Raw genomic sequence first — 18,132 nt, 5'->3', positions numbered from 1 at the left:
GGGCTCCGCGGCCCCCGCTCACTCGGCGGGATACATCTCGTCGATGGTCCCGCGGAAGCGCTGCTCGATCACGTTGCGCTTCATCTTGAGCGTCGGCGTCATCTCGCCGTCCTGCACCGAGAACTCGCGGCCGAGGACCGTGAACCGCTTGATCTGCTCGAAGCTGGCGAGCTCCGCGTTCAGGGCGTCGACGTGCGCCTTCACCTGGCCGACCACCTCGGGGCTCGTGATCGCGGCGTCGCCGCCCAGGGCGCCTCGCTCCTTCAGCTCGGCGAGCTTGCCCTCGGTCAGCGTGATCAGCGCCGAGAGGTACTTGCGGCCGTCGCCCACCATGCACACCTGGCTGATGATCTCCGCCGCCTTGAGCCTCTCCTCGATCGGGAGCGGCGCGATCATCTTGCCGCCCGAGGTCTTGAGGATCTCCTTCTTGCGGCCCCGGATCTTGAGCTGCCCGCGCTCGTTCCACTCGCCGAGATCGCCGGTGTGCAGCCAGCCGTCCTCGAGCGTGGCCTCCGTCGCCGCCTTGTCCTTGTAATAGCCGACGAACACGTGCCGGCCGCGCGTCAGGATCTCGCCGTCCTCGGCCAGCTTGAACTCGACGCCCGGCACGGGCTTGCCCACGGTGCCCGCGCTCTCGATGCCCGGCTCGGTCATGCAGATGACGCCGGTCGACTCGGTCTGGCCGAAATCCTCGAGGATCTCGAGGCCCAGCGCCCGGAACCACGTCGAGATGTGCGGCGCGAGCGCCGCCGCGCCCGAGGCGAGCACCTCGGCCTTGCCAAGGCCGAGCGCCGCGCGCACCTTGCCCAGCACGAGCTTGTCGGCGAGCGCGAGCTGCAAGGCGTCGAGCGCGCTCGGCGCGCGCTGCGCGTACTTCGCCTGGGCCACGCGGGCGCCCACGGCGAGCGCCCACTCGGCCAGCTTCTTCTTGGCGCCCTTGCCGCCGCGCACCTTCGCCATCACGCCTTCCATCATCTTCTCCCAGAGCCGCGGCACGCAGAGCAGCAGCGTGGGCTGCACCTCGGGGAGCTCGCTCGAGACGTTCTCGAACTTCGAGCAGAAGCTGACTGTGTAGCGCTGGGTAAGGCCGGCCCCGACGCACTGCAGCTTCTCGGCGATGTGACAGAGCGGGAGGAACGAGAACATCGTGCCCCGCGCGAACGGCAGGTTCCAGTACTTCACGGCCATGTCGGCCGTGTAAGCCAGGTTGTCGTGCGACAGCATGGCCCCCTTGGGGTTGCCCGTCGTACCCGAGGTGTAGATAAGGAACGCGCCGGCCCTGGGGTCGATCTTGGCGAGGTAGTCGGCGAACGTCTTCGCGCCCGGCTGCCCCGCGAGCGCGCGGCCCTCGGCCAGGGCCTGTTCGTACGAGATCGCCTTGGGAGAGATCGATGTGTCGCCATCGAAGACGAGGATCCACTTCACGCTGTCAGGGGCGGAATACTCGCCCTTCTCTCCGGAGATCTTCTGAAAGTACTCCTTGTTTTGCACCGAGAGCAGCGTCGCCTCGGTGTGGTTCAGGATGTACTGGATGTCTTTCGCGGTGGAGTTCGGGTAGAGGCCCGCCGACTTGCCCCCGACGAGCAACGCCGCCAGGTCGACGTGGACCCACTGCGGGCAGTTGTACGAGAGGATCGCGCCGACCTGGCTCGCGTCGAAGCCCTTGGACTCGAGGAACAGCGCGATGTGGTGGACCCGGTCACGGTACTCGCGCGCGGTCAGCGTCTTCCACTCGCCTTGAGATTTGAAGCGCTGGGCCGGCGCGTCAGGAGATTCGTTAGCCCACTGTTCCAGACGGTGGAGGACGGTGCTCATGGCATCTCCTGCGGCTCAAAGCCTCGGGGGGTCGCGGGATGGCCAGGATGCGGGAGCCGCCGGGGCATTGTCAATCAGCGTCGAGGAGCCCCTCGGAGCGCCGGCGACGAGCCGCCGGTCGTCCTGTTCCGTGCGCCTCGCCCTCGCCTGCCGGCGCCGCCTCGAGCGCGGCGGCGAAGTGCTCCGCGGCACGATCGAAGGCGAGGGCCTCGCGCCGAGGAAGGCCAGCGCGAGGCGCGTCCCTCCTCGGGGATGAGGGAGCCGACGGCGAGGGGGCGCACGTCGCCCGCGTCCGCGTCGCTCGGGGCTGCCGGGAGCAGCCGCGTGACGAGCTCGCTCCGGTCGGCGTGTGTCCGGCGCCCGACCCGAACAGACGAGGCGCCGCGCGGGGCCGACGAGGGCGGCTCGTACCCTGCTCGTGGTGCAGGAGAGCGCCTCTCCGGTGCTGCGCCTGCCGCGGAGCGGCGGGGTGCTCCTCGGCCTACCGCGCGGGTGGGCGGGGTGCAACGAGGCCCGCCCTCCTCGAGGAGGCAAACGGCCCGCCGATCACTTCGAAATGACCTTCGTGCACGTCGCGCCGAAGTCGACGTAGCCGACCGGGCAGCTCCCCCAGCACACGGGGCCCGCGCCGCTGTAGCCGGAGGCGCAGGCGGGATAGCAAAGACCCGCGTCGAGCTGCTGGCCCGCGCCGCAGCTCGTCGGCACGGAGCCGGCGCCGCGCCCGTAAGAGCTCTTGGCGAAGATGTGCGCGTCGCGCCGGCACGTGCAGCCGTCGTTGGTATACCCCGTCGGGCACGTGGAGCAGCCCTTGGCGAAGGTCAGGCCGCAGGCGTCATACCAGGGGCACGCGGAGTTGTTGGCGTTGATGATCTGCGCGTCGCGCCGGCACGTGAGGCCGTCGTCCGAGTACCCGGACGGGCAGCTCTGCCAGCACACCGGGCCGACCCCGTAGTAGCCCGACGCGCAGGCCGGATAGCAGAGACCCGCGTCGTATTGCTGGCCCGCGCCGCAGAGCGTCGGCGCCGTGCCGACGCCGCGCCCGTAGCTCGGTTTTGCCACCGTGGAGGAGCACGTCGCGCCGTCATCGCTGAAGCCGGGCGGGCAGGCCGGCACCGCGGCGGGGGCCGGGACGGCGGGGTTCTGCACGTGGAGGCGCGCCTGGAACTCGTAAAGGCTGTGGATCGCACCCGGGTTCGCCTCCAGCACCTGGATCATCGCGCCGTCGCCCACGACGTCGGAGAGATCGAGCAGCGCGTTGGCGATGCGCTTCTCGTTCCAGTCCCGGTACTGGATCGACGGGCACGCGGACCCGACGCCGCAGAGGCGGCCGCGCGCGCCGACCCGGGCTTGCTCCCAGTAGTTCGCGAAGCCCTCGTTGAAGGCGTACCCCGGGTTGGCGATCTCGGAGCCGTCGTGAGATCGTCCATAGACATAGGCCACGTCGTCACCATTCCAGTGGTTCAGATCGCCGTCGGCGACGTGCCGCACGCTGTGCCCGAACTCGTGGGTGATGACCCTCCGGCGCTCCGCGGCCGTGCTCCCCCAGGTGCTCGTGAGGAAGTCCGTGCGAATGTTGATGTAATCGTAGAACGTGAAGGGCGTGCCCACGTAGACCCCGCTCCAGCGCAGCATGCGCAGCGCGTGCGCGGGCGGCTGGGCCCCGCGGGCAGCGTGGAAGTCGCGCAGGGTATCGACGCCGAGCCGCCAGAGCTCGCAATCGACGCCGCTCAGCGTGACCACGTCCACGTCGAGATCGCCGCTCGAGCGCGGGCTGCCGGCGACGTCGACCCCCTGGCCGCGCGGGGCGTGCAGGTCGTCCATGATGGTGAGCGGCGTCGTCACGCCGCTCGAGCTCACGACGCCGTCGTACGTGACGTCGAGGTGCACGCTCGCGCTCGCGGTCGACGAGATGGGGATCCTGAAATCGCCGTTCGCGTCCGTCACGCCGCTCCCGAGGCCGGGAATGCTGACCGGCGCGAACGCGAGCGCGCTCGTGACGGTCCCCGCGCCGTCCGGCGCGGCGCACTGCAGGCGCCCGATGACGGCCGCGGACGGCGGCACGCAATGGAGGCTCGTCACCTCTCCGGCGCAGAGCGAGTCCCACTGGGTGTCGCAACAGAACGGGTCCGCCGCGCAAACGCAGCTCTGGACGGCCGCGTCGTTGCAACCGGCGAACGGGTGCGGGTTCACGCAGTCGTTCACCTTGAGCTCGCTGTCGGCCTCGGCCGTCGATTCGGCCGCAGCCTGCAGCTCACCAGGATCGCCGGAGGGCCCTGCGCCCTCCTCATCGCCCGACGGCTCGGCGCCCTCGGGGACGGCGCACGCGGCGAAGGCCCCCGCGGCGAAGAACAGCACGGCGGACGCAGAAAATCTCGCCATCCCGACGTTGCGTGTCGATGACATGCCCCTCTCCTTGATGTGGTCTGGACCGATCCATCTCGTCCAGCCACCCCAGGTACGCGGGCCACGCTCGGTGGTTTCGCGCCACCGTCCGGCTTCGCGGTAGCCGAACCAAGCGACGACCGGCGGCGCGCCCTCCGCGCCGCCGGAGCGCCGACTACCGGTTGACAGCGCTCACGACAGCTTGCCACTCCGTCGAGAACGAGCCGTCCGTGCGCTTGATGTCCGTCCCCGTGTCCCACAGCACGGGGACGACGCCGCGCGACTTCGCCGCCTCCACCACCGACCGCATCCACAGCGTCCGCGACGCGGGCTCACGGGGGTAGTTCGTGCCCAGCGTGACGCCGAACTCGCCGAGGATGATCGGGATGCTCCGCTGCGCGCTGAACGCGCCGAGCGTGTCGAACTTGCTCTTCAGCTCCGCCTTCTCGGGCTCCGAGCCCCACGTCGTCTTGGGAGAGCCCCAGCTCTCCACCGTGTCGAGGCCGCAGAAGGTGTAGGGCGTATAGTAATGGATCGAGAGGAAGAGGCTCTTCGTGCCGGCCGGATCGGTCGGCACCTTGAAATCGCTCACACAGGTCCTGTCGATGTCCGTCACGAAGCCGGCGATGAGCAGGGCGCGGCTCGCGTTGTAACCGCCCTGCTCGCGCACGGTGGTGACGAAGAGCTGGTTCATCTCGTTCAGGGCGGCGTAGTCCGGCGTCCCGCCGTCGTGAACGCCGTTGACCCAGTAGTTCCCCTCCTCGTTCATGCCCTCGAGGATCAGCTTGTGACCGACGTCGCTGAAGGCCGTGGCGATCTGCGTCCAGTAGGACGCGAACCTGGTCTTGACGGCGTCGGTGAGCTTGTACTTATCGGCGTTGTCCTCGTTGTAGATCCAGCCCCCGTCCCAGTGGATATTCACGATCGAGTACATTCCGGCGGCCTCGATCCAGCCCACCACCTCCTTGACTCGGGCCATCTTGGCGGCGTCGATCGTGCCGTTGGCGGCGTAGGTGTCCCAGGCCACGGGCACGCGCACCGTCTTGATGCCGTGGCTGGCCATGCCGTCGATGAACGTCTTCGTGATCAGCGGCTGGCCCCAGCCCGTCTCCCAGGCGGTGGTGTTCTCCAGCGTGTTGCCGATGTTGGCCCCGATACCCATGTCGGGGACCATGGCCGCGGCATCCGCCGGCGTCGCCGCTCCGCCGGCCCCGCCGGAGCCGCCGGTTCCCGCCGCGCCGGCGCCGCCCGCGCCGGCATCGCCCGTACCGGCGCCGCCCGCGCCGGCGTCGCCCGTACCGGCGCCGCTCGTCGTGGCGTCGCCCGTGGCCGTGCTTCCGCTGCTGCCGCCGGTGGCTCCTCCAGAGGCCGCGCCTGCGCCCGACGTGGCATCGGGATCCGTCGAGCTGCAAGCGACCAGCAAGCCGAGAATCGAGAAGGAAGCGAGTCGATACGAGTGAGTCATGGGTCCTCTGCGGGTGATGGGAAGGGAGCTCGTCCCGCTCAGGTTGCGCTGCGCCCCTGCCGGCCGTCACAAATCGCACGGACGCTCCCGGACCGCGAACCGCGCCGGATCCTGGGAGCCCGAGCTCCACCTTCGCGGCCACAGGGGCGCCGCGGGGCTCGCCGTCACCCTGCCGCCGCTCGCGGGCGGTGCGCCGCCTCGGCCCTCTGGCTCGGATGACTCAGCCGCTGGCCCAGGCGTTGATCCGCTCTGCCCAGCCGGCAGCATCGTCGATGGTGAGGACGAGCCGCCGATACCACTCCCCCTCGAGCTCGATGGTCAGCGGGTGCTCCTTCCGGCTCCGCACCCAGTACCAGAACTCCTTGCCGTGCGCGGTGAAGTACGTCCCCGCCTTGATGACCCCCGGCAGGGCCGTCCCGGGCGCGCGGATCTCCTTCCATGTGGAGGGCGGCAGCGCCGCCTCCGCCCGCGCCACGTGCTCGCGGGGCACCACGATGGGCCGGAGCCTCACGGCCCACAGCCGCTCGGCGCCTTCCAGGGTGAGCGTCAATCGATCCCCTTCGATACGAAGCTGCACGGCGACAGTCTAGCCGTTCGCGAGCGCCTGGCGAGCAGGGGCCATTGCACGACGCGCGCCGGCGCTCGTCGACGCTCGCTTACCCCGGATCGCGCCCGGGGATCTCCGGCCGCACGCGCACGCTCTTCCACCGCGCGAGCTGAACGAGCCCCGCGGGCGCGCCCCGCGGCTTGCTCACGTCGGCCGCGCGGCAGACGTGGACCTCCACCTTGGCGGCGCTCCTCGCCTTCGAGTACCACGCCGCCGCCGCCGCGGCGCGCTCGACCACCTCGCGCGGGACCTCCACGCGCTCGGGGTTGCGCACGATCACGTGGCTGCCCGGCGTACCGCCGGCCACGTGCAGCCAGAGATCGTGCGGCTCGGCGATCTCGAAGGTCAGCGCGTCGTTGTCGTCGTCGCCGCGGCCGACGAGCACCTCGAAGCCATCGATCGTGAGCGTGCGGTACGGCCGCCCCTTGCTGCCCATGCCGGCCCCCGCCGTCAGCCGGGCGCGGCGCCGGCGCGCGGCCCGGCGCCCGATTGCGCGGGCCTCTCCGGAGCTCTCACCTCGCCCGCCACCTCGGCGGCGAGCCACGCGAGCAGGTCCCGCACGACCTCCTCGCGGTTGATCTCGTTCAGCATCTCGTGGCGCCCGCCGGGGTAGAACCGCTGCGCCACCCTGCGGAGGCCGGCGGCGCGGTACGCCTCGATCATCTGGGTGACGCCCTTGAGCAGCCCGCCGACCGGATCGCGAGAGCCGGAGAAGACGTAGAGGGGCAGGTCCTTCGGGATGCGCGAGAGCCGCTCGGGGCGCGCCTGCGCCGCCATCGCGTCGAGCAGGTCGACCCAGAGCGAGGTCGTCGCGGGGAAGCCGCAGCGGGGATCGGCCATGTACACGTCGACCTCGGCGCGATCGCGAGAGAGCCAGTCGAAGGGCGTGCGCGTCGGCGCGAACACCTTGTTGAAGCTGTCGAAGCTCATCGTCTGGAGGAGCTGGCTCTTGCCGCGCTCGCCCAGCCGCCTCCGCTCCGCGCGGGCCACGAGCCGGCCCGCGTCCACGAGCGCGTTCGCCTTGCCCGCGGCGCCGGAGAGCACCGCGCCGTCGATCGAGCCGCCATGCTCGATCAGGATCTCCTGCGCGAGGGCGGCGCCCATGCTGTGGCCGAAGAGGACGACCGGCAGGCCGGGGTGCTCGCCCCGCGCGCGCGCGAGGAGCTGCGCGAGATCGCGGACGACCCGCTGGAAGCCGCCCTGGCTCGCGAAGAAGCCGAGCTCGTCGCTCCCGCGCGCCGTCGCGCCGTGGCCGCGGTGGTCGTTCGCGTAGACGGCCCACCCGGCGGCGCAGAGCGCCTGCGCGAGGCGCGCGTAGCGGCCCGCGTGCTCCGACATGCCGTGCGCGACGTGGACGACGCCGCGCGCCCCGCCGTCCGGGAGCCAGCGGTACACGAAGAGCTCTCGGCCGTCGTCCGCCTGAAACGTGAAGGTGTCCGCGGGCATCGCGAGCCGACCCTACCACCGCTCCGCGCTCGGCTGACCACGATTCTCGATGCTTCCGCGCCGAAAGGAGTTTTCGGTACGGTCCTCCATGGCATGACGTTCGCACAAAGGCCGGTCATGCCCGAGCGCCGATCGTTGCCCGTGCTCTCGTTGCGCGACACCGTCCTCTTCCCTGGGATAGCGACGCCCATCACTGTCGGACGGTTGAAGACGCTCCGCGCGGTGGAGGCCGCCCTCCGGGTCGAGGGAGAAGACAAGCGCATCTTCGCGGTCGCCCAGCGCGACGCCGCCGAGGAGCCCACCGCGGGCGGCCTCTTCTCGATCGGCGTGATCGCCCGCATCACCCAGGTGCAGCGGTTCGGGTCGGGCCTTCAGCTCGTGCTCTACTGCGAGCGGCGAGCGGCCGCGCCCCGCTACACCGAGGTCGACGGCGTGATCCGCGCCCCCGTCATCGAGCTCGCCGATCTACCCCTCCGTCCAGAGGAGGACGGCGCCCTCGAGGCGCTCTCCCGCGAGGTGCGCGAGCGCGCCGTCGAGTACGGCCGGCACCGCGGCGCGCCGGAGGACGTGCTCAAGCAGTTCGTCGGCAGCATGTACGGCCCGGCCGAGCTCGTGAACCACATCGCCTTCTACCTGGACCTCCCGACCCCCGAGAAGCAGGCGCTGCTCGAGATCCTCTCGACGGAAGAGCGGATGCGCAGCCTCGCGCTGCACCTCTACCGGCAGATCGGCATCGTCGAGACCCAGGAGAAGATCAGGACGACCGTCGAGGAGGAGCTCGGCGAGCGGCAGCGGGAGATCTACCTGCGCGAGCAGCTGCGCGCGATCCAGAAGGAGCTCGGCGAAGAAGAGGACGAGAACGCAGCGGCACGTCTGGAGCACAAGCTGCAGCGGGCCAACCTACCGCCGGAGATCCTGCAGGAGGCCCGGCGCGATCTCGCGCGGCTGCGGCGCATGGGGCGGGAGACGTCGCCCGAGGCGCAGGTCCTCATGACGTGGCTCGAGTGGGTGGCGGATCTGCCCTGGAACCAGCGGACCGACGACCACGTCGATCTCGATCGGGCGCGGGCGATCCTCGACGAGGATCACTACGGCCTGGGCGACGTGAAGGACCGGGTGCTCGAGTTCCTGGCCGTCCGGAAGCTGCGCCTGGAGCAGGCGAGGAGCGAAGGCGAGCGGAGCCGCGCGATCTCCCGCGGGCCGATCCTGCTCTTCCTCGGTCCGCCCGGGACCGGCAAGACGTCCATCGCGGAGTCGATCGCGCGGGCGCTCGGGCGCAAGTACGTCCGCGTCTCGCTGGGCGGGGCGCGCGACGAGGCGGACATCCGCGGCCACCGGCGCACGTACGTGGGCGCGATGCCCGGCCGCATCCTCCAGGGCATCAAGCGGGTGGGCTCGAAGAACCCTGTGATCGTCCTCGACGAGGTCGACAAGCTCGGCGCCTCCTACCAGGGCGATCCCGGCGCGGCGCTGCTCGAGGTGCTGGATCCGGCGCAGAACGACGGCTTCGTCGACCACTACCTCGGCCTGCCGTTCGACCTGTCCGAGGTGCTGTTCATCTGCACGGCGAACTTCCGGGAGACGATCGCCCCTCCCCTGTTCGACCGGATGGAGCCCGCGCTGTTCGCCGGATACACGGAGCAGGAGAAGCACGAGATCGCCCGGAAGTACCTGCTCCCCCGGCAACGGAAGGAGTGCGGGCTGCGCGAGGAGCAGCTGCGCGTGACGGGCACGGCGCTCGGCGGGATCATCAGCGGATACACGCGCGAGGCGGGCGTACGCCAGCTGGAACGGACGCTCGGCGCGCTGGCGCGGAAGGCCGCGCGCAGGATCGCGGGCGGCGAGATCGAGCGGGCTGTGGTGGGCGCCGACGAAGACGTGAAGGAATTGCTCGGCCGAGCGAAGATGCGCCTTGAGCGGAGGCTGCAGTACGATCAGCCGGGGGTCGCGACCGGCATGTATTACACGCAGATGGGTGGCGACATCATGCACGTCGAGGCGAGCGTGATGCCCGGCAAGGGCGATTTCGTCCTCACGGGGCAGCTGGGCGACGTCATGAAGGAGAGCGGCCGCGCGGCGCTGAGCTATGCGCGTGCGCACGCGGCGGAGCTCGGCGTGCCGTCCGATCGGCTGCAGCGGCGGGACGTTCACATCCATGTTCCGGCGGGGGCGGTGCCGAAGGACGGGCCGAGCGCGGGCGTGACGATGGCGGTGGCGCTGGTGAGCGCCCTGTCGGGCAGGCCGGTCAGGAGCGACATCGCGATGACGGGGGAGATCACGCTTCGCGGGACGGTGCTGCCGATCGGGGGGATCAAGGAGAAGGTGCTGGGGGCGCACCGCGCGGGGATCTTCGAGATCCTGCTGCCGGCGGACAACGAGGCGGATCTCGACGATCTGCCGGCCGAGGTGAGGAGCTCGCTCGAGTTCTACCTGGTGAACACGCTCGACGAGGCGCTCGCGCTCTGCCTGCGGCTCCGCTCGATCCGCCTGGAGGCGCCCGAGGAGATGCCGCACGCGCGGGCATCCTGACGCGCTTCAGGTAGGCGGCGGGGAGGCCGGCGCGCCGGCGCCGCCGAGCGCGCAGGCCGGCGCACCCGCAGCGCCGAGCGCATCGGCCAGCGCGGCGGCGGCGGCCGCGGCGAAGGCGTCGAGCGTGGCGGGCTCGGTCCAGCGGGTCGCCTCGCGGGCGTCGAGCGCGTGGTGGGTCTCGACGAGGATGGAGGGCATGGAGGGGCGGCGCAGCACGAAGATGCGCTGTCCCGGGGGGCGCCGGTCGAGGAAGACGCCGGGCTGGGCGGTGTCCGGCTCGTACAGGCCGCTGTACGCGGCGCCGTCGTAGGGCAACAGGCCTGCTTCTTCCATGCGCCTCGCGAAGCCGCGCGCGAGCGCGAGCCGGAGGGCGCAGAGGGCGGGCTCGCCTTCGTCGGACCACAGGACGGCGAACCCCGGCGCGGCGAGGCTGAGCGGGCACTGGCGGCCCTGGCCGGGCGACCACGTCTCGGTCCTGCCGCGCACGTCCGAGTGCAGGCTGACGAAGGCGTCGGCGCCCCACCGGGCGGCGTCCTCGACGCGCTCCGCGTAGGGCAACGGCCGGTCGCCGGTCCTGCCCACGCGCGCCTCGAAGCGCCCCGTGGCGACGAGCCGCTCGGCGAGGGCGCGCGCCGCGGCGAGGGTGAAGTCCTGCTCGTCGACGCAGAAGCACGAGAGGTTGCCGGAGTTGCCAGGGGCGCCATGTCCGGCGTCGAGGTAGACGCGGCGGACCCCGAAATCCGGCGGAAAGACGGCGGAGGGGGCGACGACGCGGGCCCCTGGCAAGGGCCACCCGCTCGGCGCGATCGGGAGCTTGAGGGCGCGCCGCGCCGCGATCTCGCGCGGGGAGCCCGGGGCGAGCGCCCGTGAGAGGGCGGCTGCGCCGGCGGCGCCGGCGAGACCGAGGAGGAGCTTCCTGCGCGAGATCACCGCGGCTCCGCTTGCTATCAAAGGCGGAGCGCGGCGTCAGGTTCTCGGCAAACGAGCGTGGCCGAGGTGACGAAGGAGGCGCGACGTCGCGACATCCCGAGATCGCCCGGGACGTCCGAGGGATCGTGCCCCGGCGTGCCCCTCTGCACCTCGGCCAGATCCCGCTACTGGGCCGGCGTGTAGCAGACCTCGAGCTTCGGCCGGGGGGTGACGTTCGTTTGCTCGCTCGATCGGATGTCGGTCCGACCGTTCACATCGTGGAGCGCGACGCCGTAGTTCGGGGAACCATCCACCCAGGACTGCACGAGGGCCGCCACGTTGGTGGTCACGACGGCGCTCGCCTGGGCGACGGTGGAGATCGAGGCCTCGACGGCCGCGTTGTACCCGGGGAAGTTGCCGGCGTGCACGGTCGACTCCTGCCAGGGGCCGTTCACGCGGTGCAGCTCGATGGTGCTGGCGCTCTCCTTCCACGTGTGAGACAGCGAGAGGGTCGCGGACTCGACGTCGGAGCCCGCCGGGATGAACGACAGATCGAAGGCCAGCACGCCCAGCTGCACGCCCTCGGGGAACGTGTTCATGACGACATACGGGTAATCGCCGTACGGCCACGAGACGCCGGGCTGGATATGCGCATCCTGCACGCTCCCGTAGGTGCCGCGCTGCACGACCACGCACAGGGGCTCGGCCGGCGGGGGGGGCTCGCAGGCGTCGCCGATGCCGTCGGCGTCTGCGTCGGCCTGGGAAGGGTTGGCCTGCGCCGGGCAGTTGTCGCAGGAATCGAACACCCCGTCCTGATCCGTATCGGCGGCGACCACGGTGACATTGTCGAGGAGCGTCCCCTGGCCGTTCGAGATGCCCAGATCGTTGAACTGGAGGCGCGTCGTCGTGCCGGAGGCCACGAGGGTATAGGTGTAATTGACCCACGCGGAGCTGGCGGTCGTGAGGGTGGCCACCTGCTGGCCGCCCCAGACGACGCCGAGCACGTTCTGGCTCGCGTTGGTGCCGGGGCGCGCGGCGAAGGCGAACCGGAGCTGGTAGGTCGCTCCCGGCACGGTCGTGAGGTTCTGATAGATGCCGCTCGAGTCCGTGGCGTCCAGCTCGACGTGCTGGCTGCCGTGCGCGGGGCTCATGCCGTTCGAGTGGTCATGGATCTGGATCTGGCCATAGGCGGCCTGCCAGCCGGTGATCGAGCCGTTGTATATCGACGACGTGCCGGACGACACGTTCGGCGATTCGAAGCTGCCGTTCGTGACGATGTTGCCGGAGGGGAGCACCGAGCAGGAGAGGAGCGCCGCCGCGCCCTCGCCGATGGAGTCTTCGTTATCGTCGAGCGGCTCGGCTGTCGCCATGCAGCCGGAAATCATCGAGGCGAGCGCGAGCGTAGAGGCAGAGATCGACAGATAGGCGGTTCTCATGGGAGAGCTCCTCGTCGCGGCGACGGCATAGCGGCGCCGCGCAGTGCGGCGAGGTGCCGCACGCTGTGGACTTAGAAAATACTTCTTACAAATTGGGCGATGCTGAGATGGTGCTCCATTTGCCCGAAGGCGGAGCGCTGAAGGCGTCATTCATCAACCAGCGCGTGCGGCACGACGGCACGGCCGTTACCAGGCGCTCGCCTCCCGGATCGTGGCCGACCTCGAGCTCCCTGGCCCCCAGGAGGCTCTCACCTCCCTGGGGGGATGAGGGTCGTCTCCGGCCGGGCGAGCGATGGATGAAGTCGGGCGAGCGCGGTCACGAGCGATTCTTGCAGCGGTCAGCCGTAGCGCTGTCTGGTTATATCATGAAGTGGGCGAGCGGATCATCGTCTTTCGCACCAGCAAGCGCCGCGACGAAGAAGGCTGTCCCCTGAGCTCGTGAGAAAAAGAGCCATCGTGGGCACCGTGGGCGCCGAGGGAAGAGGAGAGAGCAAAAATTCTCCATCTCTCCTCTTTCCCTCGGCGTTTCGGCGTCTTCGGCGTCTTCGGCGTCTTCGGCGTCCTACTTGCCTCTACGATTCAATTTCGCCACGTCACGGAACTGGGGCGAAATGGGGCAGTGGGGCAAAATGGGACGGCCGGGCCCGCTCACCCCTCGCCCGCTCTCCGCTCGCGCAGCGGCAAGAGCAGCCCGAGAAAGACAACCGAGATCACGGTCCCCAGGGCGAACAGGCCTGCATAGCCGAGCCGCTGGGCGAGCGCGCCCGAGAGCCACACCGCGGGTGATTTGCCGAGCACCTCCACGCTGGCCAGCAGTGTGTAGTGCGTCGCGCCGACCGAGCGCCGGACACGCGACATCATGAAAGCGAACACCGCCGTCGTGAGGGCGCCGCCGAAGAGGTGCTCGGCCACGGTGACCGCGACGACGGCATTCGCGGTGGGCGCCCCCGCCGCGGCGAGGTGCCACTCGCCCGCCATCGCCACGGTTCGCAGCGCCGAGGTCACCCCGACGGCGGCGAGCAGCGGGATCCGGTGCGACAGGAGGCCTCCCGCGAGCGAGCCCGCGATCGACGCGACGAGCCCGTACGTGCCCACCCAGAGGCCGATCTGGTGCGGGAGGAAGCCGGAATCGACGAGGAACGGCTTGAACATCATGTCGACCATCGCCTCCCCGAGCTTGTAGGTCCCGAGGAAGGCGACGACCCAGAGCGCGCCCGGCGCCCGCAGGGCGTCGATGACGGTCGCGAGCACCTCCCGGAGCGACCGGCGCGCGTGCGCCTCGACCTCGCTCGCGGGGGGCTCGCGCAGCGCGAGCGAGGCCAGCGCCGAGAGGAGCACGAGCGCCGCCATCGCCCCGAACTGACCGCCCCAGCCGATCCAGGCGCTCGCCCAGACGAGCAGCCCGCCGGCGGCGAGCATTCCGACCTTGTAGCCGACCACCTGCGCGGCGTTCGCCAGGCCGAGCTCGCCGCGCCCGAGCAGGTCGATCGCGAGCCCGTCGACCGCGATGTCCTGGGTGGCCGCGAGCAGGTTCATCAGGAAGACCAGCGCGAGCAGGGCGCCGAGGTGGCGCGACGGCGGGACGAACGCGGCGGCCGCGCACGTGAGCGCGAGCAGCACCCCGAGCGGCAGGATCCACGAGCGGCGCCTGCCTATCCGCTCCCAGCCGTAGCGGTCGACGAGCGGCGCCCAGAGCGCCTTTGCCGCCCACGGGATCGCGAGCGCTCCGGCGAAGCCCACGCCGGAGAGCGAGACGCCGCTCGCCCGAAGGAAGACGGGGAGCGCCGTCGCCTGGAAGCCGAACGGGATGCCCTGGGCGAAGTACAGCGCGGCGAGGGCGGCGATCGTGCCGGCGCGCGTTCGGTCTGCCACGACGGACAATCGTAACCGAGCGGACGAGCTTCGGTCGCCCGAAACACGGACACTTGCGTACGCTTCGATCTCGATCCGGTCTCGATCCCGATGAGCACGCCCCACCGACTCACCCCGTCTGCCGGCCGGACGAGCCCGCGCCGATGATCGCCGACACGTTCTCTCCGCGGTCGCTCGCGCCAGCGGGCGCGGTCCGGGTGCGGTGGCTGGGCACGGCGGGGTTCGCCATCGAGCACGCCGGCGCGGTGGTGCTCATCGATCCCTATCTCACGCGCGCTCCGCTCCTCCGTTGCGTGGTTGGTCAGCTCGTCCCCGACGTGGCCGCCATCGCGCGCCACGCGCCTCGCGCCGATGCCGTCGTCGCGGGCCACACCCATTTCGATCATGCGCTCGACATCCCGGAGATAGCGCTCCGCACCGGGGCCACGGTCTTCGGCTCGCGCTCCGCGGCGGCGCTCTGCCGCGCTTCCGGCGTCCCCGCGGCGCGCGCGCGCGACGTCGAGCGCGCGCCGGGCGGCGAGCCCGTGGTCGCCGAGGTCGGCCCGTTCCAGCTGCGCTTCTTCCCGAGCGCCCACTCCCGCCTGCTGCTCGGCCGGGTCCCCTTCCCCGGCGACATCTCCGATTGCGACCAGGTCCCGCTCCGGGCCGAGCGTTACCGGTGCGGCGCCGTCTTTGCGGTGGAGATCCGGGTCGCGGGCCGGCGCATCGTCCACCTGGGCAGCGCGGAGCTCGTCGAGGCGGGCCTCGATTGCAGGGAGCCCGACCTGCTCCTGCTCTGTGTGGCCGGCTGGACCGCATCGCGCGATTTCCCCGAGCGCGTCGCGCGCGCCCTGTCGCCGCGCGCGGTGCTCTTCTCGCACTGGGACAACTTCTTTCTGCCCCTCGATCGCCCCGCCGTCGCGCTCCCCGCGATGCAGGGAGAGCGGCTGGCAGAGCGCCTCGGCCGGGCGTCACGCGACGTGAGATTGGGTGTGCTGCCGCTGCTGGGCGAGGTGTGGCTCTAGGTCGAGACTCGCTATTTCCTCGCCGTCCGCGGGGACTCTGTACCAGCGTGGATGGGAGCTGTCCGGACAACCGTTCATTCGGTGGTCGAGGCGATGTTCCGACGCTCACCCGACCTCCGCCACGTGCCTCGCGCAGCCGGAATCGTCCCTGGCGAACGCGCGACCAGCTCCCCGCCCTTCTCACGGCCCGGCGCGCAGGAACGCCACCTTGATCCGCTTCTTCCCCCACCCGGAGAACTTCACCGTCGCGATCGGATCCGCCCCAGGATCCACGCTCTCGACCACGCCCGGCCCGAACCGCTCGTGGTACACCCGCATCCCGCGCCGCAGCGCGAGCCCCTCGCCGCCCTCGGCGCCCGGGTCGACCGCCTCCCGCTCGACATACCGCTCGCCCGGCGCCCTGTCGGGGACGTCCATGCTCCGCGCCATCGCCCCCCTCGCCGGCTCGCCCTCCCGCGAGAACCGCGCCCCTGCGAACCGCTCTTCACCCTGCGCCTGCGCCCCGGGCCTCCGCTCGCGGCCCTCCCACGAGCGCTCCTGGCCGCCGAACCGGAGCCCGGACGCGGCGTACCCGCCGCCCCCGCCGAACCCGCCCTCGACCCGGCGCTGCGCCATCATGCTGGCGGGCGTCGCGATCGGACGCACCGAGGCCGGCGGCAGATCCGCGAGGAAGCGGCTCGGCAGGCCGTAGCGCGTCTGGCCGAAGATCGCCCGCCGCGCCGCGTGCGTGATCCAGAGCCGCTCGCGCGCCCGCGTGATCGCGACGTAGGCCAGGCGGCGCTCCTCCTCGATGTCGCCCTTGCGGTTCGGATCCTGGCTCCGGAACGGGAACAGATCCTCCTCCATGCCCGTCAGGAACACCGCGTGGAACTCCAGCCCCTTCGCGGCGTGGATCGTCATCATCGCGACCTTGGGCACGTCCGCGAGCGCGTCGACGTCCGACACCAGGCTCACCCGCTCGAGGTAGCCCGCGAGCGTCGCCTCGTCGCCCGCGGCGGTCGCCTCCTGCTCGTAGTCGACGAGCGACTGCACGAGCTCGCGCAAGTTCTGGAGCCGCGCCTCCGACTCGACGCTGTCCTCCTGCTCGAGCGCCTTGGCGTAGCCCGACCGCGCGAGCACCTCCTCCGCCAGCGCGCTCGGCGACGCGCTCTTCGCCTCGGTCATGAGCCCCAGGATCAGATCGCGGAAGCCGAGCAGGCTGCGCTTCGCCGCCGGCGCGAGCGGCGGCAGCTGGCCCCCCGGCATCGCCGACGGCGGCACCCTCCCCTCCAGGAGCGGATCGATCGCCTCGAACAGCGACACGCCCAGCAAGTCCGCCGCCTGGATGAGCTTGTCGACCGTGCTCTGGCCGATCTTGCGGGCGGGCACGTTGATGATGCGGTTGAGATCCACGTCGCTCTTGGGGTTCGCGATCACGCGCAGGTACGAGAGCAGGTTCTTCACCTCCGCCCGCTCGAAGAAGCGCGTGCCCCCGATGATCTGGTACGGGATGCGCGCCTCGCGCAGCACCTCCTCGAGCACGCGCGACTGCGCGTGGATCCGGTAGAACACCGCGATCTCGTTCGGCGAGACGCCCTGCGCGATGAGCTCGCGGACGCCCTCGACCACCCACGCCGCCTCGTCGTGCTCGCTGTCCGCCGCCACCACGTCGATCGGCGTGCCGTCCTGGTTCGCCGTCCAGAGCTCCTTCGGCTCGCGATCCGACGCGTGCCGGATCACGCCGAGCGCGCCCCGCACGACGTGCCCGATCGAGCGGTAGTTCTGCTCGAGCTTCACCACCGTCGCGTGCGGAAAATCGCGCCGGAAGCCGCGGACGATCCGGACGTCGGCGCCGCGCCAGCGGTAGATGCTCTGGTCGTCGTCGCCGACGACGCAGAGGTTGTCGTGGCTCTTGCAGAACGCCCGGACGAGCCGGTACTGCACCTGGTTCACGTCCTGGAACTCGTCCACGAGCACGTGGCGGAAGCGCCCCCGGAGGTCCTCGCCGGCGTAGCTCGTCGGGTCCTCCGCGATGCGCAGCACGGAGAGCAGGAGGTCGTCGAAGTCCACCGCGCTCGCCGCCTTGAGGTGCCGCTCGTACGCCTCGAAGCACCGCGCGATCGCGTCGTCGAAGTAGCCCTTGCGCTCGAACTCGGCGGGCCCCCGCCCCTCCTGCTTCTCCGCGTGGATGCGCGAGAGCACCTGGCGGGGCGGATAGCGCCGATCGTCGAGGTTGAGCTCCTTGAGCACGCGGTTCATGACCGCCCGCTGATCGTCGTCGTCGTAGATGATGAAGTTCTTGTCGAGCCCGGCCGCCTCGTGGTGCCGGCGCAACAGGCGCGCGCACACCGCGTGGAACGTGCCCACCCAGAGGTCCTTCACGATGTCGGCCCCGATGAGCCCCTCCAGCCGGCGCTTCATCTCGGTCGCCGCCTTGTTCGTGAACGTCACCGCCAGGATCCGGTAGGGCGGGACACGGTGCGTGACGATGAGGTTCGCGATCCGGTACACGATGACCCGGGTCTTGCCGCTCCCCGCGCCCGCGAAGATGAGGAGCGGCCCCGCCGCGTGGCTGGCCGCGCGCGCCTGCGGCTCGTTCAGCTCCTCGTGAGGGAGGCCAGGCTCGGGCGGCGGAGAGCGGTCGGCGTCGTGTGCGGCGAAACGATCCACACGGGGTCGCTAGCACGA

Annotated in this window: 12 protein-coding genes; 2 read left to right on the top strand and 10 right to left on the bottom strand. The window is 71.0% G+C overall.

Annotation, left to right across the window (positions count from 1 at the left end; genetic code table 11):
• Positions 1–18 precede the first annotated feature (18 nt).
• The 6 genes from WMF29_RS04770 to WMF29_RS04745 all read right to left on the bottom strand — a co-directional run bounded on the left by WMF29_RS04770 (position 19) and on the right by WMF29_RS04745 (position 7,715).
• Complete coding sequence (locus tag WMF29_RS04770) at positions 19–1,815, bottom strand: AMP-dependent synthetase/ligase (RefSeq protein ID WP_437327692.1); 1,797 nt, start codon at positions 1,813–1,815, stop codon at positions 19–21.
• Positions 1,816–2,361: 546 nt separating this feature from the next.
• Positions 2,362–4,218: a hypothetical protein gene (locus WMF29_RS04765; protein WP_437327691.1), complete on the bottom strand. Its 1,857-nt coding sequence runs from the start codon at positions 4,216–4,218 to the stop codon at positions 2,362–2,364.
• 154 nt (positions 4,219–4,372) lie between these two features.
• Entirely contained in the window at positions 4,373–5,662 is a 1,290-nt protein-coding gene (locus WMF29_RS04760; RefSeq protein ID WP_437327690.1) for a glycoside hydrolase family 5 protein, read from the bottom strand.
• 220 nt (positions 5,663–5,882) lie between these two features.
• Positions 5,883–6,239, bottom strand: coding sequence for a hypothetical protein (locus WMF29_RS04755; RefSeq protein ID WP_437327689.1), 357 nt, complete (start codon positions 6,237–6,239; stop codon positions 5,883–5,885).
• Positions 6,240–6,318: 79 nt separating this feature from the next.
• Positions 6,319–6,705: an NFACT RNA binding domain-containing protein gene (locus tag WMF29_RS04750; protein WP_272100216.1), complete on the bottom strand. Its 387-nt coding sequence runs from the start codon at positions 6,703–6,705 to the stop codon at positions 6,319–6,321.
• A gap of 14 nt (positions 6,706–6,719) precedes the next feature.
• Positions 6,720–7,715, bottom strand: a complete 996-nt coding sequence (locus WMF29_RS04745) for a lysophospholipase (RefSeq protein ID WP_437327688.1) — start codon at positions 7,713–7,715, stop codon at positions 6,720–6,722.
• A 93-nt stretch (positions 7,716–7,808) separates the two neighbouring features.
• Between WMF29_RS04745 and lon the strand changes: the two genes are divergently transcribed.
• Positions 7,809–10,244, top strand: coding sequence for an endopeptidase La (lon, locus tag WMF29_RS04740; protein WP_437327687.1), 2,436 nt, complete (start codon positions 7,809–7,811; stop codon positions 10,242–10,244).
• A 6-nt stretch (positions 10,245–10,250) separates the two neighbouring features.
• Here the strand turns inward: lon and WMF29_RS04735 are convergent, their stop codons facing one another.
• The 3 genes from WMF29_RS04735 to WMF29_RS04725 all read right to left on the bottom strand — a co-directional run bounded on the left by WMF29_RS04735 (position 10,251) and on the right by WMF29_RS04725 (position 14,461).
• Positions 10,251–11,174, bottom strand: a complete 924-nt coding sequence (locus WMF29_RS04735; protein ID WP_437327686.1) for an N-acetylmuramoyl-L-alanine amidase family protein — start codon at positions 11,172–11,174, stop codon at positions 10,251–10,253.
• A 164-nt stretch (positions 11,175–11,338) separates the two neighbouring features.
• Positions 11,339–12,589, bottom strand: coding sequence for a DNRLRE domain-containing protein (locus WMF29_RS04730; protein WP_437327685.1), 1,251 nt, complete (start codon positions 12,587–12,589; stop codon positions 11,339–11,341).
• A 648-nt stretch (positions 12,590–13,237) separates the two neighbouring features.
• The gene (locus tag WMF29_RS04725; RefSeq protein WP_437327684.1) at positions 13,238–14,461 is read right to left on the bottom strand and encodes an MFS transporter; all 1,224 of its coding nucleotides are present in this window, start codon (positions 14,459–14,461) and stop codon (positions 13,238–13,240) included.
• Between the two features lie 143 nt (positions 14,462–14,604).
• On the opposite strand from WMF29_RS04725, the gene WMF29_RS04720 reads away from it, so the two are divergent.
• Entirely contained in the window at positions 14,605–15,465 is an 861-nt protein-coding gene (locus tag WMF29_RS04720) for an MBL fold metallo-hydrolase (protein ID WP_437327683.1), read from the top strand.
• A 180-nt stretch (positions 15,466–15,645) separates the two neighbouring features.
• On the opposite strand, the gene WMF29_RS04715 is transcribed toward WMF29_RS04720, so the two are convergent.
• Positions 15,646–18,114 (bottom strand): ATP-dependent helicase, encoded by a 2,469-nt coding sequence (locus WMF29_RS04715; protein ID WP_437327682.1) that lies wholly within the window; start codon positions 18,112–18,114, stop codon positions 15,646–15,648.
• Positions 18,115–18,132: the final 18 nt, after the last annotated feature.

Origin of the sequence: Sorangium sp. So ce381 (genome assembly GCF_051473845.1) — a bacterium.
In the GTDB taxonomy this organism is placed as follows: Bacteria; Myxococcota_A; Polyangia; order Polyangiales; family Polyangiaceae; genus Sorangium; species Sorangium atrum.
The sequence above is the reverse complement of the archived record's forward strand: the minus strand, read 5'-3'. Positions and strand labels throughout refer to the sequence as shown.

What these genes read in the sequence shown, in the direction of transcription:
- WMF29_RS04770 (WP_437327692.1), bottom strand. Translation starts at nt 1,815, where the DNA reads ATGAGCACCGTCCTCCACCGTCTGGAACAGTGGGCTAACGAATCTCCT.
- WMF29_RS04765 (WP_437327691.1), bottom strand. Translation starts at nt 4,218, where the DNA reads ATGTCATCGACACGCAACGTCGGGATGGCGAGATTTTCTGCGTCCGCC.
- WMF29_RS04760 (WP_437327690.1), bottom strand. Translation starts at nt 5,662, where the DNA reads ATGACTCACTCGTATCGACTCGCTTCCTTCTCGATTCTCGGCTTGCTG.
- WMF29_RS04750 (WP_272100216.1), bottom strand. Translation starts at nt 6,705, where the DNA reads ATGGGCAGCAAGGGGCGGCCGTACCGCACGCTCACGATCGATGGCTTC.
- WMF29_RS04745 (WP_437327688.1), bottom strand. Translation starts at nt 7,715, where the DNA reads ATGCCCGCGGACACCTTCACGTTTCAGGCGGACGACGGCCGAGAGCTC.
- lon (WP_437327687.1), top strand. Translation starts at nt 7,809, where the DNA reads ATGACGTTCGCACAAAGGCCGGTCATGCCCGAGCGCCGATCGTTGCCC.
- WMF29_RS04730 (WP_437327685.1), bottom strand. Translation starts at nt 12,589, where the DNA reads ATGAGAACCGCCTATCTGTCGATCTCTGCCTCTACGCTCGCGCTCGCC.
- WMF29_RS04720 (WP_437327683.1), top strand. Translation starts at nt 14,605, where the DNA reads ATGATCGCCGACACGTTCTCTCCGCGGTCGCTCGCGCCAGCGGGCGCG.